General features: G+C 64.0%; 19 protein-coding genes. 13 read left to right on the forward strand and 6 right to left on the reverse strand.

The features are described from left to right. Positions 1 to 36: 36 nt before the first annotated feature. A complete protein-coding gene (locus RUGAMON1_RS15010) occupies positions 37 to 1,224 on the reverse strand; it encodes an MFS transporter (RefSeq protein WP_445231259.1) in 1,188 nt (395 codons plus the stop codon). A gap of 145 nt (positions 1,225 to 1,369) precedes the next feature. Here RUGAMON1_RS15010 and RUGAMON1_RS15015 point away from each other — a divergent pair, with 145 nt between their 5' ends. Together RUGAMON1_RS15015 and RUGAMON1_RS15020 are read left to right on the forward strand one after the other, a co-directional pair. Then, on the forward strand, positions 1,370 to 1,660 hold the full coding sequence (locus RUGAMON1_RS15015; RefSeq protein WP_445231260.1) for a type II toxin-antitoxin system TacA family antitoxin: 291 nt from the start codon (positions 1,370 to 1,372) through the stop codon (positions 1,658 to 1,660). A gap of 20 nt (positions 1,661 to 1,680) precedes the next feature. Then, positions 1,681 to 2,169: a GNAT family N-acetyltransferase gene (locus tag RUGAMON1_RS15020; RefSeq protein ID WP_445231261.1), complete on the forward strand. Its 489-nt coding sequence runs from the start codon at positions 1,681 to 1,683 to the stop codon at positions 2,167 to 2,169. Positions 2,170 to 2,173: 4 nt separating this feature from the next. Here RUGAMON1_RS15020 and RUGAMON1_RS15025 read toward each other — a convergent pair whose 3' ends face one another. Genes RUGAMON1_RS15025 through RUGAMON1_RS15035 form a run of 3 tightly spaced genes read right to left on the reverse strand, consistent with a single transcriptional unit; the run spans position 2,174 to position 4,255 of the window. Then, positions 2,174 to 2,626 (reverse strand): GNAT family N-acetyltransferase, encoded by a 453-nt coding sequence (locus RUGAMON1_RS15025; protein WP_445231262.1) that lies wholly within the window; start codon positions 2,624 to 2,626, stop codon positions 2,174 to 2,176. Next, positions 2,623 to 3,504: an N-acetylmuramic acid 6-phosphate etherase gene (gene murQ / locus RUGAMON1_RS15030; protein WP_445231263.1), complete on the reverse strand. Its 882-nt coding sequence runs from the start codon at positions 3,502 to 3,504 to the stop codon at positions 2,623 to 2,625. The genes RUGAMON1_RS15025 and murQ overlap by 4 nt, the downstream gene beginning before the upstream one ends. 10 nt (positions 3,505 to 3,514) lie before the next feature. Further along, positions 3,515 to 4,255 (reverse strand): GntR family transcriptional regulator, encoded by a 741-nt coding sequence (locus RUGAMON1_RS15035; RefSeq protein ID WP_008443158.1) that lies wholly within the window; start codon positions 4,253 to 4,255, stop codon positions 3,515 to 3,517. A 166-nt stretch (positions 4,256 to 4,421) separates the two neighbouring features. On the opposite strand from RUGAMON1_RS15035, the gene RUGAMON1_RS15040 reads away from it, so the two are divergent. The 11 genes from RUGAMON1_RS15040 (at position 4,422) to RUGAMON1_RS15090 (ending at position 16,702) form a co-directional block, all read left to right on the forward strand. After that, positions 4,422 to 4,856 carry a YchJ family protein gene (locus tag RUGAMON1_RS15040; protein WP_445231264.1) on the forward strand — a complete coding sequence of 145 codons (435 nt, stop codon included), beginning with the start codon at positions 4,422 to 4,424 and terminating at the stop codon, positions 4,854 to 4,856. Positions 4,857 to 4,901: 45 nt separating this feature from the next. Further along, positions 4,902 to 6,524 carry a carboxyl transferase domain-containing protein gene (locus RUGAMON1_RS15045; RefSeq protein WP_020703867.1) on the forward strand — a complete coding sequence of 541 codons (1,623 nt, stop codon included), beginning with the start codon at positions 4,902 to 4,904 and terminating at the stop codon, positions 6,522 to 6,524. A 13-nt stretch (positions 6,525 to 6,537) separates the two neighbouring features. Continuing rightward, positions 6,538 to 7,407 carry a dienelactone hydrolase family protein gene (locus RUGAMON1_RS15050; RefSeq protein ID WP_445231265.1) on the forward strand — a complete coding sequence of 290 codons (870 nt, stop codon included), beginning with the start codon at positions 6,538 to 6,540 and terminating at the stop codon, positions 7,405 to 7,407. Positions 7,408 to 7,409: 2 nt separating this feature from the next. Further along, on the forward strand, positions 7,410 to 8,207 hold the full coding sequence (locus RUGAMON1_RS15055) for an enoyl-CoA hydratase/isomerase family protein (RefSeq protein ID WP_445231266.1): 798 nt from the start codon (positions 7,410 to 7,412) through the stop codon (positions 8,205 to 8,207). Positions 8,208 to 8,312: 105 nt separating this feature from the next. Then, positions 8,313 to 9,647, forward strand: coding sequence for an adenosylmethionine--8-amino-7-oxononanoate transaminase (gene bioA, locus RUGAMON1_RS15060; protein ID WP_445231267.1), 1,335 nt, complete (start codon positions 8,313 to 8,315; stop codon positions 9,645 to 9,647). A gap of 2 nt (positions 9,648 to 9,649) precedes the next feature. After that, positions 9,650 to 10,834, forward strand: a complete 1,185-nt coding sequence (bioF, locus tag RUGAMON1_RS15065; protein ID WP_445231268.1) for an 8-amino-7-oxononanoate synthase — start codon at positions 9,650 to 9,652, stop codon at positions 10,832 to 10,834. A 1-nt stretch (position 10,835) separates the two neighbouring features. After that, on the forward strand, positions 10,836 to 11,618 hold the full coding sequence (bioD, locus tag RUGAMON1_RS15070; RefSeq protein ID WP_445231269.1) for a dethiobiotin synthase: 783 nt from the start codon (positions 10,836 to 10,838) through the stop codon (positions 11,616 to 11,618). Between the two features lie 17 nt (positions 11,619 to 11,635). Next, entirely contained in the window at positions 11,636 to 12,685 is a 1,050-nt protein-coding gene (gene bioB, locus RUGAMON1_RS15075) for a biotin synthase BioB (RefSeq protein ID WP_445231270.1), read from the forward strand. A gap of 123 nt (positions 12,686 to 12,808) precedes the next feature. Continuing rightward, positions 12,809 to 14,845 carry an acetyl/propionyl/methylcrotonyl-CoA carboxylase subunit alpha gene (locus tag RUGAMON1_RS15080; RefSeq protein WP_445231271.1) on the forward strand — a complete coding sequence of 679 codons (2,037 nt, stop codon included), beginning with the start codon at positions 12,809 to 12,811 and terminating at the stop codon, positions 14,843 to 14,845. An 11-nt stretch (positions 14,846 to 14,856) separates the two neighbouring features. Next, positions 14,857 to 15,789: a 2-hydroxyacid dehydrogenase gene (locus RUGAMON1_RS15085; protein ID WP_445231272.1), complete on the forward strand. Its 933-nt coding sequence runs from the start codon at positions 14,857 to 14,859 to the stop codon at positions 15,787 to 15,789. Between the two features lies 1 nt (position 15,790). Continuing rightward, on the forward strand, positions 15,791 to 16,702 hold the full coding sequence (locus RUGAMON1_RS15090) for a hydroxymethylglutaryl-CoA lyase (protein ID WP_445231273.1): 912 nt from the start codon (positions 15,791 to 15,793) through the stop codon (positions 16,700 to 16,702). Between the two features lie 12 nt (positions 16,703 to 16,714). Here RUGAMON1_RS15090 and RUGAMON1_RS15095 read toward each other — a convergent pair whose 3' ends face one another. After that, positions 16,715 to 19,069, reverse strand: coding sequence for a beta-galactosidase (locus tag RUGAMON1_RS15095; RefSeq protein WP_445231274.1), 2,355 nt, complete (start codon positions 19,067 to 19,069; stop codon positions 16,715 to 16,717). Then, the gene (locus tag RUGAMON1_RS15100) at positions 19,070 to 21,835 is read right to left on the reverse strand and encodes a TonB-dependent receptor (protein WP_445231275.1); all 2,766 of its coding nucleotides are present in this window, start codon (positions 21,833 to 21,835) and stop codon (positions 19,070 to 19,072) included. It lies immediately after the preceding gene. Between the last annotated feature and the right edge of the window lie 165 nt (positions 21,836 to 22,000).

The following is a 22,000-nucleotide window of genomic DNA, read 5'->3' on the forward strand; positions in this document are numbered from 1 at the left end:
AATCTGTTGAGCACCGTATTGTAATGCGCCGGGCGATTATTTCTTGCCGAATTCGGGATCGATGCGGACCAGCGCCGTCATCGCGAACGCCGGCAGGGTCGAAATGCAGGCCCAGATGAAGAAATGTTGATAACCCAGGTGCTGCTGTATCCAGCCGCTGACCATGCCCGGCAACATCATGCCGAGGGCCATGAAGCCGGTGCAGATGGCGTAGTGCGCGGTCTTGTGCTCGCCGTCCGCCACCAGCACCATGTACAGCATGAAGGCCGAGAAACCGAAACCGTAGCCGAACTGCTCCACCGCCAGGCAGGCGGAGATCAGCACGGTGCTGGTCGGCAGCGCGGTGGCCAGGTAGACGAACACCAGGTCCGGCACGTGCATGATGAACACCATCGGCCACAGGCTGCGTTTCAGGCCGAAGCGGGAAATCACCAGGCCGCCGGCCAAGCCGCCCAGCACCAGCGCGCACACGCCGACGGTGCCGTAGACCACGCCGACGGTTTCCGTGCTGAGTCCCAGGCCGCCTTGGGAGCGCGGATCGAGCAGAAAGGGCGCCGCCATCTTCAGCAACTGCGCCTCGCCGAGACGGTACAGCAGCAGGAAGCCGAGCGTGGCCTTGATGCCCGGTTTCTGGAAGAAGCTGTGGAAGGTGCGGAGGAAATCCTTCCACAACGAGCCGCCGCCGGCATGGCTGCGGTCGGTATTCGGGCGGGGCAGGATCAGCTGGTGATACGCGCTCAGCGCCAGCATCAGCGCCGCCATCGCGCAGAACACCACCGACCAGGCCCAGGCGGGATCGCCGCTGGACTTGGTCAGCTTGCCGGCGAGGTAGACCAGGCCGCCTTGTCCGGAGATCATCGCCAGCTTGTAGAACGCGCTGCGCACGCCGACGAACGCCGCCTGCTGGTGCTGGGTCGGCAGGCCGAGCATGTAATAGCCGTCGGACGCGATATCGTGGGTGGCCGAGCTGAACGCCATCAGCCACAGCAAGGCCAGGCTCATGCGGAAGAAGTCGGGCAGGTGCAAGGTCAGCGCCACCGACGCGAGCGCCGCGCCGGTCAGCAGTTGCAGCAGGACGATCCAGCGCCGCTTGGTGCCAAACAACTCCACGATGGGCGACCACAGCGGCTTGATCACCCACGGCAAGTACAGCCATGCGGTATAAAACGCCAGGTCGGTATTGGACACGCCGAGATTCTTGTACATCACGGAGGAGAGCATCATCACCGCGACGTAAGGCACAGCCTGGCTGAATGAAATACTAGGCACCCAGGCCCAGGCACTGCGTTGTTGCGCTCGATCCATACATCCTTCGATTTTGTTCGGCAAAATTCGGACTACAATTCAGACAGCCACCGGAGATCGAGACATGTCCACACCAGCCGATACCCAAAGCACGCCAGAAACGCTAACCATACGCATGGGTTCGAAAGAACGCAACCTCATCGAGCGCGCCGCCAAAGCCTCTGGCAAAAATAGCAACGATTTCGTCCTCGATGCCTTACGGCGAGCAGCGGACGACGCGCTACTGGACCAAGTCAATATAGTCGTAACGCCGGAAGCCTACGCGGAGTTCCTTGCAAGGCTGGATATGCCCCCCGCACCCAACGTGCACCTGCTTAAAACCGTGCAAACCAAGGCGCCTTGGGATAAAAAATGATCATACGGTCACCGGAGCCGATGACCAGCCAGCATGCCACCAATCGCTTTTCGTGCGGAGTCGACAGCCTGGATATATGGCTTAAACGTCGCGCCATGCAAAATCAGGCGAGCGGTGCATCGCGTACCTTTGTCATCTGCAAGGGCAAAAGCGTTATCGCTTATTACGCGCTAGCAGCAGGCGCTATCAACACCAGCGCAGCTGCAGGAACTTTTCGTCGCAATATGCCTGAACCCATTCCCGTTGTGCTGCTCGGCCGCCTCGCCATCGACCAGCGTCTTCAAGGCAGAATGCTGGGGCGCGCATTGGTTCGAGATGCCAGCTATCGCATTCTTCAAGCCGCCGAATCAATCGGTATCCGTGGCATCATCACGCACGCGCTGACACCGGCGGCCAAATCGTTCTATGAGCAAGTCGGTTTCGTTGTTTCGCCGCTGGACGCTATGACGCTGATGATCACGCTATCGGATTTAACCGCAGCGTTGAGGGCGCCCCGCAGTCAGGTGTGATTAGCTACAGCAGCTTGCGGTAGACAATGAAGCCGGACTGGTCCGCGACTTTGTCATACAGCTGCATGGCGGTGTGGTTGGTTTCGTGGGTTTGCCAGTACACCCTCGGACTGCCTGCGGCGCGGGCTTGCTCGTACACTGCCTCAATCAGCTTGCGCGCCACGCCCTGGCCTCTGGCGGCTTCAGCGGTGAACAAGTCCTGCATGTAGCAACTGAGGCCTATCTGTGTCGTGCCGCGATGGTAGAGACAGTGGGCGAGGCCGACCAACTGACCCTCATGCACAGCCACCAGCGCATGCACCGGCTCGCTCTCATCGAAAAAGCGCGACCATGTCATGCGGGTGATTTCCTCAGGAAGCGCCGTATCGCCATGGCGACCGTAGAATTTGTTGTACCCCAGCCATAACAAATGCCAGGCGTCGTAATCCTCTTGCGTTACCGCCCGTATCTCGATCATGGCTTCAAAGCCCGGCGGACGTTGCCGTCCGATGCGTCGAGCAGGTCTTGCGCTTCTTCGATGGAGGTGTTTTTCAGCAGCGCGACGATGGCGACTTTGACGTGGAAGTGGCAGCGCTCCAGCACGCCGCGCGCGATGTCGGCGTCGACACCGGTGGCGTGCATGGTCAGCCGCACCGCACGCTCGACCAGCTTGACGTTGGTGGCGTGCATGTCCACCATCAGGTTGCCGTAGACTTTATTCAAGCGCACCATCAAGGCGCTCGACAAGGTGTTCAACACGACCTTCTGCGCCGTACCCGCTTTCAGCCGTGTGCTGCCGGAAATGACTTCCGGCCCAGTGTCGATGGTGATGCCGATGTCGGCGCCCGCCGTCAGCGGCGTGCCGACGTTGTTGGCGATGCCGACCGTCAGCGCGCCCACCGTGCGCGCAGCCTGCAAGGCGCCCAGCACATACGGCGTGGTGCCCGACGCCGCCACCAGCAGCACCACGTCGTTGTAGACCGGATAGAGCAGGCGCAGATCGGAAGCGCCCTTGGCGCGATCATCCTCCGCCCCCTCCACCGCCTCGAACATGGCGCCGAGGCCTCCGGCCAGCAGGGCAACGGCGCGCTCATGCGGCCAGGAGAAAGTAGGGAACAGCTCCACGCTGTCGAGGATGCCCAGCCGCCCCGAGGTGCCGGCGCCGACATAGATCAGCCGTCCGCCAGCGGCGATGCGCGGCGCCATCGACTGCACGGCGGCTGTGATGCTGGGCTCGGCGGCTTGCACCGCCCGCAGCGCATGGGTCTGGTCCTCGACCAGCGCCGCCACCAATGCCTCAACCGAATATTGATCCAGCTGCGCGTGCTGCGTACTCGGCGTTTCGGTTTTTAGCATAGGTTTTGTCTTACGTTGCGCGACGCATCTCCGCCACGAAGTCATAGTGATCGCTGTGGCAATAGGAATGCGTCAACTCCATCGCCTCGCCCGATTCCAGATAGGCAATACGGGTAATGTACAGCACCGCCTGCCCCTCGGGAACACCCAATTGCTTGGCCAGCTCGGCCGACGCATTCATCGCGCGGATGTGCTGCAGGGCGCGCGCTGGCGCCTGGCCTATGCTTTCCAGGTACTGGTACAGCGAAGCGCCGACCGCGTTCGGATCGTTGAGCACGGTCTGCGGCAGCACCGACACCTCATACGCCATCACCACGTCGTCGGCCAGGCGCAAGCGCTCCAGCCGCGCCACCTTGGAATACGGCGACAGGCCCAGGCTCAGCTGCTCTTCCGGCGTCGGCGTCACCACCGCGCGCTTGAGCCAGCGCGAACCGGGAATGTGGCCGCGCTGCTGCAATTGTTCGGAAAAACTGGTCAGGTTGGACAGCGGCTGCTCGATGCGCGGCGCAATATAATTGCCCGATCCGCGACGGCGCACCACCAATCCCTGGTCCACCAGCTGGTCGATGGCCTTGCGCGCGGTCACCCGTGACACGTTCAGCAGCTCCGACAAGGTCCGCTCGGACGGCAGCGCCTGGTCCACCTGGTAGCGGCCGTTATGCACATCATCGCTTAATTTGCGGGCAATTTGCATGTACAGCGGCGTACTGTCATTGGCATCCGCCTTGAATTCAAAACTGGTCTGGCTCATTCAAATCTCCTCACGCCTCTAGTGTAATAGCGTTACAGAAAACATGTACGCATCAGGACGTTGAAAATAACAATATTTGTACACATAGCATAACGGCAAGCCCGGCGGAATGCGGCTATTTGGCGGATAATGCTGGATCGCCACACCAGCCCGACCACCTGAATTCATGTCCAAGAAGTCCACCGCACCCGCGGCCTGCCCCTGCGGCGGCCCCTCCCTGGCAAGCTGCTGCGGCCCGTATATCGACGGCGCCGCCATCCCGCCGACCGCCGAAACGCTGATGCGCTCCCGCTATACCGCCTATGTGCAGCGCAACGAGCCCTACCTGCTGGCAACCTGGCACGCCAGCACCCGTCCGGCCGAGCCGATTATGAGCGCAGAAGAAAAATTGCAGTGGCTGGGACTTGAGGTAAAATCTGCTTTACGTTTACGTCAACGTAAAGCAGAAGAGACCGACCCGACCAGGGATACGGTGGAGTTTGTCGCCCGGTTCAAGACCAATGGCCGGGCCCAGCGTCTGCACGAGATCAGTAATTTTGTACGCGAGCCGGCCGAAGGCGGGCTGCGCTGGTTTTACGTTGACGGTAGTTTTCCAGAATAAATCATCAGGACGCGGCGGAGACACCGCGCAGAAAAAGGAAAAGCAATGCCGCAGATCGAAAGCAAACTCAATCCCCGCAGCGAGGATTTCAAAGCCAACGTGGCCGCCATGCAGGCCGTCGTCGATGACCTGCGCGACAAGGTCGCCAAGATCGCCCTCGGCGGTGGCGAGGCCGCGTCGGCCAAGCACGTCGCCCGCGGCAAGCTGCTGCCGCGCGACCGCGTGCAGATGCTGCTCGATCCCGGCACGCCCTTCCTCGAACTGTCGCAGATGGCGGCCTACGGCATGTACCAGGACGCCAACGGCGCCGACGCCGCGCCGGCCGCCGGCATCATCACCGGCATCGGCCGCGTGGCCGGCCAGGAGTGCGTGATCGTCTGTAACGACGCCACCGTCAAGGGCGGCACCTACTACCCGATCACGGTCAAGAAGCACCTGCGCGCACAGGAGATCGCCGACCAGAACAACCTGCCGTGCATCTACCTGGTCGACTCGGGCGGCGCCAATCTGCCCAACCAGGACGACGTCTTCCCGGACCGCGACCACTTCGGCCGCATCTTCTACAACCAGGCCAACCTGTCGGCCAAGGGCATCCCGCAGATCGCCGTGGTGATGGGCTCCTGCACCGCCGGCGGCGCCTACGTGCCGGCGATGAGCGATGAATCGATCATCGTCAAGGAACAGGGCACCATCTTCCTCGGCGGCCCGCCGCTGGTGAAGGCCGCCACCGGCGAAGTCGTCACCGCTGAAGACCTGGGCGGCGGCGACGTCCACACCCGCCTGTCCGGCGTGGCCGACCACCTGGCGCAGAACGACCTGCACGCGCTGTCGCTGGCGCGCACCATCGTCTCGAATCTGAACCGCACCAAGCCGCAGCAGGGCGCGTTGCGCGAGGCGGCGGAACCTAAATACGCCACCGAAGAACTGTACGGCGTGATCCCGGTCGATACCCGCAAACCGTTCGACGTGAGAGAGGTCATCGCGCGCATCGTCGACGGCAGCGAGTTCGATGAATTCAAGGCGCGCTACGGCACCACGCTGATCTGCGGTTTCGCCCACATCTTCGGCATGAAGGTCGGCATCATCGCCAACAACGGCATCCTGTTCTCCGAGTCCGCGCTGAAGGGCGCGCACTTCATCGAGCTGTGCGCACAGCGCAAGATCCCGCTGGTGTTCCTGCAAAACATCACCGGCTTCATGGTCGGCCGCAAATACGAAAACGAAGGCATCGCCCGCAACGGCGCCAAGATGGTGACGGCGGTCGCCACCGCCGCCGTACCCAAGTTCACCGTCATCATCGGCGGCAGCTTCGGCGCCGGCAACTACGGCATGTGCGGCCGCGCCTTCTCGCCGCGCTTCATGTGGATGTGGCCTAACGCCCGCATCTCCGTCATGGGCGGCGACCAGGCGGCATCGGTGCTGGCCACCGTCAAGCGCGACGGCATCGAAGGCAAGGGCGGCTCGTGGACGGCGGAGGAAGAAGCCGCGTTCAAGCAGCCGATCAAGGATCAATACGAACACCAGGGCCACCCGTACTACGCCACCGCGCGCCTGTGGGACGATGGCGTGATCGACCCGGCCGACACCCGCATGGTGCTGGGCCTGGGCCTGTCGGCCGCGCTCAACGCCGAAATCCCGGACACCAAGTTCGGCGTCTTCAGGATGTAAGCGGACGATGACCATGCAAACCCGATACCGTCACGGACTGGCAGCGCTGCTGCTGGCGGCGGCTTGCGCTTCAGCGCAGGCCGGCCCGTTGCCGGTGGTCGACGCGAGCATGGGCGAGCAGGTCATCGCCATCCCCGCCAAGATAGCCGGCGCCGAGATCGACCTGCAAACCACCATCTACAAACCGCCGGGCGACGGCCCGTTCCCGGTGCTGTTCATGAACCACGGCAAAGCCGCCGGCGACGCGCACCAGCAGGAACGGGCGCGCTACCCGGTCATCAGCCGCGAGTTCGTCAAGCGCGGCTACGCGGTGGTGATCCCGATGCGGCTGGGTTTCGCCGGCTCCGGCGGCACCTACGTCAACTCGCACTGCCGCGCCAAAGAGAACGGCGAGGACCAGGCGTCGTCGCTGTATGCGGCGATGGCGTACGTGATGAAGCAGCCATGGGCCGACCAGCAGCACGTGATCCTGGCCGGCCAGTCGCACGGCGGCCTGACGGCGATCGCCGCCGGCAGCCATAACATCAGCGGCGTACAGGGCATCATCAACTTCGCCGGTGGCGTCAATAGCCGCTCGCACTGCGACTGGAAGGCCGCGCTGGTGGACGCCTTCAAGGCCTACGGCGCGGTCGGCACCACGCCCAGCATCTGGTTCTACGGCGCCAACGACCAGCATTTCGGCCCCAAGCTGGCTGCCGATATGTACGCGGCCTACACCGCCGGCGGCGGCAAGGCGCAGCTGGTGGCCTACGGACCGTTCAAGCGCGATGCGCACGGCATGAGCTCCAGCCCGGACGGCGTCGCCATCTGGCTGCCGGAGACCACGCGCTTCCTGCAAAGCGTCGGCATGCCGACCGAAATCAAATACACGATCAAGGACTAGAGATGAGCTTAGAGATCGGCTTTACCACGCTGACCATCAGCCGCGAAGGCAAGGTCGCCACCGTCACGCTGAACCGCCCGGACGTGCGCAACGCCTTCAACGAAACCACCATCGCCGAGATCACGCAAGCCTTCGGCGAGCTCGGTGCGGAGGAAGACCTGCGCGCGATTGTGCTGGCGGCGAACGGCCCGGCCTTCTGCGCCGGCGCCGACTTGAACTGGATGAAAAAAATGGCGGGCTACACGCACGCCGAAAACCATGCCGACGCTCTGCAACTGGCGGAGATGCTGCGCACGATCTACCTGTGTCCCAAGCCCGTGGTGGCCAAGGTGCAGGGCGATTGCTACGCCGGCGGCATGGGGCTGGTCTCCGCGTGCGACATCATCGTCGCGGTCGACCAGGCCAATTTCTGCCTGAGCGAAGTGAAGCTGGGACTGATCCCCGCCACCATTTCGCCCTACGTGATCAAGGCCATGGGCGAGAACGCGTCGCGCCGCTACTTTCTGACCGCCGAGCGATTCGGCGCGCAGGAAGCGCTGCGCATCGGCTTCGCGCACGAAGTGGTGGCCGCCGATGCGCTCGACGCCAAGGTGGCGGAGATCGTCAAGGCGCTGGTCAACAACAGCCCGAACGCCGTGCAGCAAGCCAAGGTGCTGGTGCGCGACGTGGTCGGGCAAACCGTCAACGATGCGCTGCTGGCCGATACCGCCGAGCGCATCGCCCATATCCGCGCCTCGGAACAGGGCCGCGAAGGCGTGGCCTCGTTCCTGGAGAAGCGCAAGCCGTCATGGCTAGTTTAGTTACCCCCGTCATCCTCGCGTACGCGGGGATCCATGCTGAGCATCCTATATGCCGCAGTGTGGATTCCCGCCTGCGCGGGAATGACGCAGGGATAGGAGTATTTTTTGGAATTGAATAAACAAAGCGACTGGGTAGCGCGCAGCCTGCGCAGCGTATGGCATCCGTGCACCCAGATGCAGCACCACGAAACCGTTCCGCTGATTCCTGTGAAGAGCGGCAAGGGCGCGTGGCTGTACGACCATGAAGGCCGCCGCTACCTGGATGCGATCAGCTCCTGGTGGGTGAACCTGTTCGGCCACGCCAACCCGCGCATCAACGCCGCGCTGAAGGACCAGCTGGACACGCTGGAACACGCGATGCTGGCCGGCTTTACGCACGAACCGGTGATCGAACTGTCGGAAAAACTGTCGGCGCTGACCGGCCATGTGCTCGGCCACAGCTTCTACGCCAGCGACGGCGCATCGGCGGTGGAAATCGCGCTGAAGATGAGCTTCCACTCCTGGCGCAACAACGGCAAGAGCGGCAAGCAGGAATTCGTCTGCCTCAAGGGCAGCTACCACGGCGAGACCATCGGCGCCCTGGCCGTGACCGACGTCGCCCTGTTCAAGGACGCCTACGGCCCGCTGCTGCGCGCCTCGCAAACGGTGATGTCGCCGGACGCGCGCAACGCCAATGCTGCCCTGGGCGAAACCGCGGAAGACATGGCCCGCAAAGCCGCCGCCGACGTCGAGCGCCTGTTCATCGAACGCGCCGACAAGATCGCCGCCATCATCATCGAACCGCTGGTGCAATGCGCCACCGGCATGGCGATGCACGACCCGCTGTACCTGAAGCTGGTGCGTGAACTGTGCGACCGCCACTCGGTCCACCTGATCCTCGACGAAATCGCCGTCGGCTGCGGCCGCACCGGCACCTTCTTCGCCTGCGAGCAGGCCGGCATATGGCCGGACTTCCTGTGCCTGTCGAAGGGCATCAGCGGTGGCTACCTGCCGCTGTCGCTGGTGATGACGCGCGACGAGATCTACCAATCCTTCTACAGCAACGACGTCACGCGCGGCTTCCTGCACTCGCACTCGTACACCGGCAACCCGCTGGCCTGCCGGGCCGCGCTGGCGACGCTGCAAATCTTCGAGGAAGACGATGTGCTGGCCGCCAACCGCGTGAAGGCCGCGCGCCTGACCGCCGCGCTGCAACCGCTGGCGCAGCACAAGCAGGTGCGCAACTTCCGCCAGCGCGGCATGATCTGGGCCTTCGACGCCATCGATGCCACGCCGGACTTCTCGCGCCGCTTCTTTGCCACGGCGGTCGAGCATGAGCTGCTGATGCGTCCCATCGGCTCCACCGTCTACATGATGCCGCCGTATATCCTCAACGACGAGGAAATCGACGGCCTCGCCGCCAACACGTTGGCCGTGTTCGACAAAGTGATGGCGGGCTGACCATGGAAATGCTGAATCAACTCAAGCAGCAGCTGCAAGCCCTGGAAGAACAGGACCTGATCCGCACCCGCCGCACGGTCGACACGCCCTGCGGTCCGCGCGTGTCGGTCGGTGGCCGCGAACTGCTGGCCTTCTGCACCAACGACTACCTCGGCCTGGCCAACCACCGCAAGATCAAACTCGCGTTGCAGGAAGGCGCGGCGATGTATGGCGTCGGCAGCGGCGCCTCGCACCTGATCAGCGGCCATGGCCGCGCCCACGCCATGCTGGAAGAGCGGCTGGTGGAATTCGTCGGCGCCCACCTGGTGTCGCCGCGCGCGCTCACCTTCTGCACCGGCTACATGGCCAACCTGGCCATCGTCACCGGCCTGACCGCCGGCGACCGCGACGCCGACATCTTCTCCGAATCGCTGAACCACGCCTCGCTGATCGACGGCGCCCGCCTGTCGCGCGCCAACGTCAAGGTCTACCCGCATGCCGACCTGGAAGCGCTGACGCAGATGCTGGCCGCCTCCAAGGCAGCTACCAAGCTGGTAGTGACGGACAGCGTCTTCAGCATGGACGGCGACCTGGCGCCGCTGCCGCAGCTGCTGGCTTTGTGCGAACAATACGGCGCCTGGCTGGTGGTGGACGACGCCCACGGCTTCGGCACGCTGGGCGCCAACGGCCACGGCGCGCTGGAGCACTTCGACCTGCGTTCGCCCAACCTGGTCTATATGGGCACGCTGGGCAAGGCGGCCGGCGTCAGTGGCGCTTTCGTCGCCGCGCACGAGACGGTGATCGAAACGCTGATCCAGAAAGCCCGTCCCTACATCTTCACCACCGCCACGCCGCCGGCGCTGGCGCACGCGCTGCTGACCAGCCTTGAGCTGCTGGAAGGCGACGAAGGCCGCAACCGCCGCGCACAGCTGCAAGCTTTGGTGGCACAATTGGACGATGGCCTGCGCTTGAAGCGCTGGCAGCGCCTGCCCTCGATGACTGCGATCCAGCCCATCCTGATCGGCGATAATGCCGAGACCATGCGCGCCGGCGCGGCCCTGTACGAGCAGGGTCTGTGGGTCGGCACCATCCGTCCGCCGACCGTGGCGCCGGGCACCTCGCGCCTGCGCGTGACGCTGTCCGCAGGACATAGCAGCATGGAAGTCGCGAAACTGATAGCCGCGATCAATGCATTGGAAAGGACTTGATATGAGTCTCGACGATCCCGTCATAGCCGTAGAGGCGCCGCAAACGCAGGTGCAGCCCGCACCCGCCGCCACCGGCATCCCGCCGCGTTTCAGCTGTTTTGTCACCGGCACCGACACCGAAATCGGCAAGACGCTGATCTCATCGGCGATGCTGCACGCGCTGGTGCAAGCCGGCGTGCGCGCCTGCGGCATGAAGCCGGTGGCCGCCGGCGCCGAACTGCGCGACGGCGCCTGGCACAACGACGACTGCGACCAGCTGGCCGCCGCCGGCAATGTCCACCTGCCGCAATCGATCACCACGCCGTTCCTGCTGAGGGAGCCGGCCGCGCCGCACATCGCCGCCGCGCTGGAAGGCGTGACGATTTCGCCGGTGCCCATCCTGGCGGCCTACGTCGAGATCAACGCCGCCTCCGACGCGACGGTGGTGGAAGGCGTGGGCGGCTTCCGCGTGCCGCTCAACGACGACTTCGACACCGCCGACCTGGCCGAGCAGCTCGACCTGCCGGTGGTGCTGGTGGTCGGCCTGCGGCTGGGCTGCATCAGCCACGCGCTGCTGACGGTGGAAGCGATCGAAGCGCGCGGCCTGCGCCTGGCCGGCTGGGTCGCCAACGAAACGCAGGACGACATGGCCTTTGCCGACGAAAACGTCGACGCGCTGGAACAACGCATCAGCGCACCGCTGCTGGGCCGCGTGCCGCGCCTGGCCGAACCCGGCGCACGCGCCGCCGCCGCACATATCGATTTTACGCAGCTGCCAAATTGGCCAGCTCAAAACAAACTTTGAACGAAGAAGGAAACACGATGTCCCAGAACACCCTCCAAGAACCGAAAACCGTAGCGTTGCACCGTCCGACGGCCGCCATCACCTTGCCGCCTGCCGCGACGTGGCCGCTGGAAGACGTGATGGCCTTGTTCGACCTGCCGTTCAATGATTTGATGTTCCGCGCACAGCAAACCCACCGTACCAATTTCCCTGACGGCGACGTCGAACTGGCCACGCTGCTGTCGATCAAGACCGGCGGCTGCGAGGAAGACTGCGGCTACTGCCCGCAGGCGGCGCGCTACGACACCGGCGTCGAAGCCAAGAAGATCCTCGACATCGACACCGTGCTCGATGCGGCCCGCCAGGCCAAGGACAACGGCGCCACCCGCTTCTGCATGGGCGCCGCCTGGCGCAGCCCTAAAGACCGCGACATGGACAAGGTCGAAGAGATGGTGCGCGAAGTGAAGGCGCTGGGCCTGGAGACCTGCGCCACGCTGGGCATGCTGGAAGAAAAACAGGCCGAGCGTCTGAAGGCCGCCGGCCTCGATTACTACAACCACAATCTGGACACCGCGCCCGAGTTCTACGACAACGTGATCTCGACCCGCGAATACCAGGACCGCCTGGACACGCTGGGCCGCATCCGCGAAGCGGGCCTGAAGGTCTGCTGCGGCGGCATCGTCGGCATGGGCGAGTCGCGCCTGCAGCGCGCCGGTTTGATCGCGCAGCTGGCCAACCTGAATCCGTATCCTGAATCGGTGCCGGTCAACCACCTGGTGCAGGTGGAAGGCACGCCGCTGTACGGCATGGACCCGCTGGACCCGTTCGAGTTCGTGCGCACCATCGCCGTCGCCCGCATCACGATGCCGAAGGCGCGCGTGCGTTTGTCGGCAGGCCGCCGCCAGATGGGCGAAGCGGTGCAAGCCATGTGCTTCCTGGCCGGCGCCAATTCGATCTTCTACGGCGACAAGCTGCTGACCACCGATAACCCGGAAGCGGAAGACGACCGCGCATTGCTGAACAAATTGGGCCTGAAAACCCGTGGCGCCGTGCTGGACTCGGCACCGAAGGAGAAGTGCGGCTGCTAATACGTCGCTCCCGCGAAAGCGGGAGCCCATGCTGAGTATGGACTCCCGCCTGCGCGGGAGTGACGACGGTTTTACGGTTAACTATAAAAAAACTTCCAGCCACAAGCTGCAAAGAGAGAGACCATGTTTACAAAAATACTGATCGCCAACCGTGGTGAAATCGCCTGCCGCGTGGCCGCTACCGCGCGCCGCATGGGCATCAAGACCGTCGCCGTGTACTCGGAAGCGGACGCCAATGCCAAGCATGTCGCAGTGTGCGATGAAGCGGTGCTGATCGGCCCCGCCGCCGCCAAGGAAAGCTATCTGCGCGGCGAGAAAATCATCGCCGTCGCCAAGGCCACCGGCGCGCAAGCGATCCACCCCGGCTATGGCTTCCTGTCCGAGAACGCCGAATTCGCCGACGCTTGCGCCGAAGCGGGCCTGGTGTTCATTGGCCCGCCTGCCTCGGCGATGCGCGCGATGGGCTCCAAGTCCGCCGCCAAGCAGCTGATGGAGAAGGCCAACGTGCCGCTGGTGCCCGGCTACCACGGCGAACAGCAGGACGCCGACTTCCTGCACGCGCAGGCCGACAAGATCGGCTACCCGGTACTGCTGAAGGCTTCGGCCGGCGGCGGTGGCAAGGGCATGCGCGTGATCGAGAACTCGGCGCAGTTCAAGGACGCGCTGGCATCTTGCAAGCGCGAGGCGATCAGTTCCTTCGGCGACGACAAGGTGCTGGCGGAGAAATACCTCCAGCGTCCGCGCCACATTGAAATCCAGGTGTTTGCCGACACCCTCGGCAACTGCATCTACCTGTTCGAGCGCGATTGCTCGGTACAGCGCCGCCACCAGAAAGTGCTGGAAGAAGCGCCGGCACCGAACATGCCGGCCGAACGCCGCGCAGCGATGGGCGAGGCGGCCGTCGCCGCCGCCAAGGCCGTCGGCTATGTCGGCGCCGGCACGGTGGAATTCATCGCCAACCAGGACGGCTCGTTCTACTTCATGGAGATGAACACCCGCCTGCAAGTTGAACACCCGGTCACCGAAATGATCACCGGGACCGACCTGGTGGAATGGCAGCTGCGCGTAGCCGCCGGCGAGCCGCTGCCGAAGCAGCAGCACGAACTGGCCATCAACGGCCACTCGATCGAAGCCCGTATCTACGCGGAGAATCCAGAGAAAGGCTTCCTGCCGTCGATCGGCACGCTGCGCCATATGGAAACGCCGGGCGCGGTCGCCTTTGAGCTGGGCGGCGCCGTCAACCTGCCGGCCGGCGTACGTATCGATTCCGGCGTGCGCGCCGGCGATGCTATCTCGCCGTTCTACGATCCGATGATCGCCAAACTGATCGTCTGGGGCGCGGACCGCAAGCAGGCGCTGGCCCGCATGGCGCAAGCGCTGTCGCAGTACCAGATCGTCGGCCTGGCCACCAACATCGCCTTCCTGAAACGCCTGGTCGAAGGCCAGGCCTTCTCGACGGCCGACCTGGACACGGGCCTGATCGAGCGCAATCACGACGCGCTGTTCCCGGCCGCGCAAGCGGCGCCGGATGCAGCGCTGGCGCTGGCCGCCGTGTCGCTGATCGAATCCGAGAAGGACCGCTCCGCCGCGCAATCCGGCGCCAACGCCTCCGACCCATGGGGCCAGGCGCTGGGCTGGCGCATGAACCATCCTTACCTGCGCACGCTGTCCTTCAGCGACGAATTCGCGGCAGCCAAACCGTATGGCGTCAACATTAGCTACCGCGCCACCGACTGGCTGTTCAGCGTCGGCACGGCGCAGCCGCAGGTACTGAGCCTGATGTCTCAGAATGAAAATGACTTCAGCATCAAGCTGGGCGAGCGCGCCGTGCACGGCACCGTGCGCCGCGACGGTGACATGCTGCACGTGTTCACCAACGGTGCGCACTATCCGCTGGCCTACAACGATCCGATGGCGCACGCCGGCGAGACCGAGGCCGAAGGCGGCCGCCTGACCGCGCCGATGCCGGGCAAGGTGGTGGCGGTGCTGGCCGCCAAAGGGCAGGAAGTGAAGAAGGGCGACGCCCTGGTCATCATGGAAGCCATGAAAATGGAACACACCATCGCCGCGCCGCACGATGGGGTGGTCGACGAAATCCTGTACAGCGTGGGCGACCAGGTGGCCGACGGTGCGCCGCTGCTGGCGTTCAAGACGGCGTAGAGGAGGACATCATGCGTATTCTTTTACATCGGTCTGACGGCAAGACCGAGCCCTGGATCAAGGACTTTGCCAAGTACCTGCCGGAAGCCGAAGTCGAAATCTGGCATGCCGGTGAAAAATGCCAGGCATGCGATTACGCCGTCGTGTGGTCGCCGCCGGAAGCGATGCTGCCGGACCTGGCGCAGGTCAAGGCAATCTTCGTCACCGGCGCCGGCGTCGACGCGCTGCTCAAGTTCAGCGATGCGCTGCCGCCGCACATCCCCATCATCCGCCTGGAAGACGCCGGCATGGCGTTGCAAATGGCGGAGTATGTGACCTATTCGGTGCTGCGCTACTTCCGCCGTTTCGACGAGTACGAGACCCAGGCGCGCGCCGGCCAGTGGCTGCCGTTGCCGCAGCATCCGAGGGAAGACTTCGCGGTCGGCGTATTGGGCATGGGCGTGCTGGGCACGCGCGTGCTGGAGGCGCTGGCGCCGTTCGGCTTCCCGCTGCGCGGCTGGAGCCGCACCGAGAAGAGCATGCCGGGTGTGCAGTGTTTCCACGGCGCCGATGGCCTGGATACCTTCCTGCGCGGCAGCCGCGTGCTGGTCTGCATGCTGCCGCTGACGCAGGACACCAACAACCTGGTCAACCGCACCAATATGTGCAAGCTGCCGCAAGGCTCGTACCTGATCAACGTGGCGCGCGGCGCACATGTGGCCGAGCCGGACCTGCTCGCGCTGATCAAGTCCGGCCACATCGCCGCCGCCACGCTGGACGTGTTCCGCAACGAGCCGCTGCCGACGCAGCATCCGTTCTGGCAGGAGCCGCGCATCACGATCACGCCGCACATCTCGGCGCTGACCTTGCGCCGCGAGAGCGTGCAGCAGATCGCCGAAAAAATCCGCAAGACCGCGAACGGCGATATCGTCGCCGGCGTGGTCGACCGCAAAAGAGGATATTGATATGAACAGTTTGCCGAAACAGGTAAAGATCGTCGAAGTCGGTCCACGCGATGGCCTGCAAAATGAAAAAGAGAGCGTGCCCGCCGAAGTGAAGATCGAGCTGGTGAACCGCCTGACCAGTGCCGGTTTCCAGAACATCGAAGCGGCATCGTTCGTGTCGCCGAAGTGGGTGCCGCAGATGGCCACCAGCAAAGAGGTGATGGCCGCGATCACGCGCAAGCCGGGCGTGATCTACTCCGCGCTGACGCCGAACATGCAGGGCTTCGAGGCGGCGCTTGCGGCCAGGGCGGACGAGGTGGTGATCTTCGGTTCGGCCTCGGAGGCGTTCTCGCAAAAGAACATCAACTGCTCGATCGCCGAATCGATCGCGCGTTTCGAAGGCGTCGCGAAAGCGGCCAAGGATAACGGCCTGCGCCTGCGCGGCAGCATCAGCTGCTCGTTCGGTTGTCCGTATCAAGGCGAAGTGCCGCTGGACGCGGTGGCCGACGTGGTGGGCCGCATGCGCGACCTGGGCTGCGACGAGATCGACATCGCCGACACCATCGGCGTCGCCACGCCGCGCAAGACGCAGGCGGTGATGGAGACGGCGATCCGCGCCTTCCGTATCGACGGCTTGTCCGGCCACTTCCACGACACGTATGGACAGGCGCTGGCCAACATCTACGCCAGCCTGGAGCTGGGCATCACGATTTATCACTCGTCGGTGTCGGGCCTGGGCGGCTGCCCGTACGCCAAGGGCGCGACCGGCAACGTGGCCACCGAGGACGTGCTGTACATGATGCAGGGACTGGGAATTGAAACCGGCATCGACCTCGATATCGTGGTCGACGCCGGCCAGTTCATCTCGCAGTTCCTGGGCCGCAAAGGCGCCAGCCGCGCCGGCAACGCCATCGCCGCCAAGCGCGCCGGCTAAGCAACGCCGGCGTCATTCGCGGACCAGTTTGTCCGCGACGTACATGCGGTACTGCCTGATACGTCCAGTGACGGTATCAGGCCCCTGGCGCGGCATGTAGCGCACGCCCGCCACCTCCACCTGCTGACCCAGATCGATGATCAGCTGGTGCGGGTGGCCGGTCCCTCCGGAAAACGCGGTGTGCCAGTGATCCGACGCCTGGCCGTTGATCGCGTTGAGCGCCGATCCATCCTCCTTCTTCAACTCCTCGCTGCTGGCGTAGGCGATCGTCCACGATTGCTGGTTGATGGTCTTGCCGTCCTTGCCCAGCAGTGAAATCTCGGCCACCGCCGCGTACTGCTTGCCGTCGAAGGCGCTCAGCGATTCAAGGCAGAACTGCCGTCCCTTGACCGGTGCGGCGAACAGCACATCCTGGGTCGCGCCACCGGCGGCAAACTCGCCCGCCTGCGCCGGCGTGACGCCTTCCAGCGCCGGCTTGACCGTGCTGGGTGGCCGCGCCAGGTCCAGCTCAGGATTGAGCTGGTCGAGTATCGGCTCCGTCAGGCCGGCGATGCGGGCGCTGCGTGGGCCGGTCAGGTCGAGCACCACGATTTCGTTGCGGCCCTTCCTGATCCACGGACCGGGCAGGTACATGGTCTGCGTCGGTCCGATGCTCCAGTAGCGGCCGAGGCAACGGCCGTTGATCCACACGATGCCCTGTCCCCAGCTGGACATGTCGAGGAAGGTGTCTGCCTGCCGGCCGGCCTCGAAGCCGCCGCGCCAGAAGGCCGGGCCTTTGGCGCGTCCGCGCTTGAACGACAGCGGCGGCAGCACGCCGTCGGCGTCGAAATCGATGGCGCGGATTTCCCAGTTCTCCAGCGTCTGCGCCGCGCCGTCCTTGGTGGTGAACGTCACCGGACCATGCAGGCCTTTGCGGTCATGGACTTCCAGCCCGAAGTTCACCCGCGCGATGGTGTACAGCAGGATCTCCACCGTCACGGCCTTGCTGCGCGCCGGCACGGCAACCGAGAAGCGGCGATGGCGCGTATCCAGCGTGCCCACCTGCTTGCCGTCGATGTAGACCCAGGCCAGGTCGCGCACCTTGGTGGCGGCCAGCAGCCCCGCAGGACCGGCCGGCAGCTGCACGCGGTAGGCGACCAGGCCGCGGCTGATGTCGTACTGTTCGATCGGCTCCGGCGACACGGCCTTGATCGTGCGCGCCGGCAGATTGGCCAGCACCGGCGCCGACTCGCTCAGCGCAAACGCGTCGATGCGCATGACGGGATTGCGCGCCGGCGGCTGGGGCAGTACTTCACCCGCCGCCAGGAACGGCCGCATGCCTTCGCGATAGGCGTTGAACTTGGCGCCCATCCATCCGGCTTCGCTGATCGGCGCGTCGTAGTCGTAGCTGGTGGTGTCCGGCCGGAAGGGACGGTCGCAGCCGCCCCACAGGCCGAAGGTGGTGCCGCCGTGCGCCATGTAAAGGCTGAACGAACCATTCGCCTTCAGCATGGCCTGGATGTCGACGACGGCGCTGGTGTTGTCGCCGCGACGATGCGGATTGCCCCAGGTGTCGAACCAGCCGGAATAGTATTCGCCGCACATCAGCGGCGCCTGCTGCACCGCCGCCAGCGCCTTGAAGCCGCTGGCCGGATCGCTGCCGAAGTTGGCCACCGAGAGCATGCCGGCGATATGGGTCTTGGCGACAGCGTTGGTCGGATTGCACTGGAACAGCGGCACGTCGAACCTGGCGTCGAGCAGGGCCTGGCGCAGCACGCGCATGTAGTCCAGGTCTTCGCCGAAGAAGCCGTATTCGTTCTCCACCTGGACCATCAGTATCGGGCCGCCCTGGGTCACCTGCATAGGCCCCAGCACGCGGCCAACTTCATTCAGGTAGCGCCGCGCCGGGTCGATAAAGGCCGGATCGCGCGTGCGCAAAAACGCGTCGCCGGGATTCTTCTTGAGCAGCCACCACGGCAGGCCGCCCATCTCCCACTCGGCGCAGGCGTAGGGACCGGGACGCAGGATCACCCACAGCCCTTCCTGCTGCGCGAGTCGGCAGAACTCCACCGCGTCGCGCTGGCCGCTCCAGTCGAACTTCCCTTCGCGCCACTCGTGATAGTTCCAGAACAGATAAGCGCACACCGTGTTCAAGCCCATCGCCTTGATGGCTTTCAGGCGGTGCGTCCAGTACTCGCGCGGCACGCGGGCGAAGTGCATTTCGCCGCAGCGGATCTGGAACGGTTTGCCGTCGATGAGAAAGTCGCTGGCGCCGACCGCAAAGCGCGGCGCGGCTTGTGCGCCGGCGTGGATCGGCAGCAGGGCGCCGCCGGCGACGGCAGCGGCGCCTTGCAGCAGGCGGCGGCGAGGCAGGTTCGCTCGCATCATTTAGAACGCCACTCGCAGGCCAACGTTGGCGCGGCGGCCGACGTCTTCCAGGGTAAGGAACTGCGATTCGTTGTTGGCATATTCGTGCATCCTGGCGTTGTTCAGATTGATGAAGTCCGCGTACAGGGCCATCTTCGGCGTCAGGTTGTAGCGCAGGCTGGCGTCGCTCTGACCGTAGGCTGCGCGGGTGCGCGGCAGGGTGCTGCCACCGCCGCAATCGACGGAGAAGTGGTTACGCCAGTTGTAGCTGATACGCGCCATGAATTTATCGTTCTCGTAGAACACCGAGCCATTGTACGACTGCGGCGACAAGCCAGGATAGCCGCAGGCCGGCGCGCCGGTGTCGGTGTCGCGGGTCGCGCTTGCGTCCACGTAGGTGTAGTTGGCGGCGACGCCGAATCCCTTCAGCCAGGAGATGTTGTTATCGAAGGCGTACTGGCCGGCCAGTTCCACGCCCTTGATCTTGCCTTGCTGTCCGTTGCGCACGCGGGTGTCATGCACCACTTCGGTGTACTGCGGGATTTTCATGTCCACCATCTTGGTCTCCAGAAAGTTGGAGACGTCCTTGCGGAAGACGGCGAGGCTGACGTAGTTGGTCTTCGACAGATACCATTCATACGACAGGTCGTAGTTCTTCGACTGCATCGGCTTCAGGTAGGGATTGCCGCCGCCGGTTTGCACGTCGCCGTAACGACCGCCGTAGGAATTACTCACGCCCATCTGGTTCAGCGTAGGACGGGTCTCGGTCTTCGATGCGGCCAGGCGCAGCAGCATGTCGGCCGTCAGGTCGAACTTCAGATTGGCCGACGGCAGGAAGCTGTTGTAGCTGTTGGTGACGGTGTTGACGGCGGTCGGGCCCCAGTTCAGGATGTAGGTCGTGTCGTTGGGGCTCTTGGTGGCCGACAGCAGGACGCGGCTGATGCCGGTCGACGCCGAGTTCACGTGCACCACGCGCATGCCGGCATTGGCCGACCAGCCAGCGCCTTCCCATTTGGAGTCCAGGAAGAAGCTTGATACCTTCTCCTTCACGCCCCACATGTCCGGCTTGGTGTAGTCGATCGCCATCGGGCCGTTTGGATACTTGCTCTTGTCCTGATACAGCGCCGGATCGTTCGATTGCGCCAGCAGCGACGGCTGGTTCAGATAGTTCATGTACTCGTACGGATTGAAGCTGAGATAGGCGCTTGGAATCTGCGCGCCATTGCCCAGGAAGTTATCCATCGGCGTTACCGTGAACAAGGACGAAGGCAAGCCGACGTGATAGCCGCTGAAGGCATTCCAGGCGTCGTTATTCCACTGCGTGCGCTCGACGTTGCGCTGCGAGTAGGCCATGCCGGTATCGATGCCCTTGAAGTAGCCCATCTCGTGATTCCAGGCCAGGCTGAAACGGCCCTCCTGCAAGTCGTCGAGATTGCGGATGTCGCCATAGGAGACGGCGTGCGCGCGCACCGCGGTCGGATCGGCGATGCCGTCGCCGAACACCAGACCGGGCGTGCTGCCGAAGGTCAGCGTGTCGCCATTCTTGGGCACCATGCCGGCCACGATCCACATATTCGGCGACTTGGAGGTGGTGCGCGAGTTGGAGATATCGCCTTCCAGCTTCAGTTCCGGCGCCAGCGCCCATTTCGAGTTCAGGCCGAACGCCTGCGTGGTGGACAGCCGATCGCCGCCCTTGACGATCATGTCGTTCGAATTGGCTTCGCCCAGCAGCTTGCCGCTGCCGGCCAGCGCCGGGTTGTTGGCGTAGAAGATGGAGCCTGGCCGCAGGAAGCTGGTGACCTGGTTGTTGGAGTCATACTTGACGCCGAGCTGCTGGGGATTGTTCCAATCGCTGAACGCGATCACGTCGTTCTTTTGATCGAGGCGCGAGTACAGGGCGTCCGCCGTCAGTTTCCAGGTTGGCGACGGGTTGTATTGCACCGTCAGATTGCCGACCAGGCGCTTGCGGCTTTCGTTCTCCTGCTGGAAGCCATAGCTCTGCGGCATATAGAGCTTCTTGGTGGTCACGTCGGCCATGGTCAACCCTTTGGAGTTGAGGTCGCCGTTGATCATGGAGACGTCGCGGTAGTTCCAGGCGTCGTTGACGGCCTTGTTCTGCTTGGACGCGCGGTCGGTGTAGGAGAGCGAGCCGGTCACGCCCAAGCTGCGGTTCTCGTTGGCAAACGAGTACATGCCGCTGATATTGGGGGTGTTCTTCTTGGAGTTGCTATCGTAGGAATCCGACACATTGACCACCGAGCTGTGGCCCAGCTTGCCCGACAGCGGGCGCGCGGTCTGGATGTCCACCGTCGAGCCGATGCCGCCCTCCGGCAGGAAGGCTTGCGACGTTTTGTAGACCAGCGCTTTCGAGATCAGGTCGGAGGACAGCAGGTCGAAGGAGAACTCGCGGCCGCCGGTGTCGCTGGTCATGGTGCGGCCATTGACCAGCACATTGTTGAACTCCGGCCCCAGGCCGCGCACGGAAATGTAGCGGCCTTCGCCATTGTTGCGCTGGATCTGCACGCCGGTCACGCGCTGCAGGGACTCGGCGATATTCGTGTCAGGGAATTTGCCGGCATCCTCGGCCGACACCGCGTCGACCACGCCGTCCTGGATGCGCTTGGTCGTCAGCGACGACGACAGCGAGGCGCGGATGCCGCTGACGACGACAACGGAACCGGTATCGAGCGGCTTGGCCTCGCTTGACGTTTGCGCGGACGCGCCCACCATCATCAACATTTCAGCTACGACAGCGGCGATGACTGTCTTCGAAGTATTCAATTTCATTGTGTCTCCAGTGTTTTATTTTTAGGAACGAATGAATGTGCGAATGCCTGCCTGGGACGGCGCTAAGCTCTAATAGTTGGAAACAGGCGCTCGCGGGATGCGGCGAGCTAGCAGGCGATGGGCCAGTTGAGCGTAGTCGGTTGCATGGTCTCTCCGTAATTTTTG

The sequence above is a fragment of the Duganella rhizosphaerae genome (assembly GCF_040364205.1).
GTDB classification, from domain to species: domain Bacteria; phylum Pseudomonadota; class Gammaproteobacteria; order Burkholderiales; family Burkholderiaceae_D; genus Rugamonas; species Rugamonas rhizosphaerae.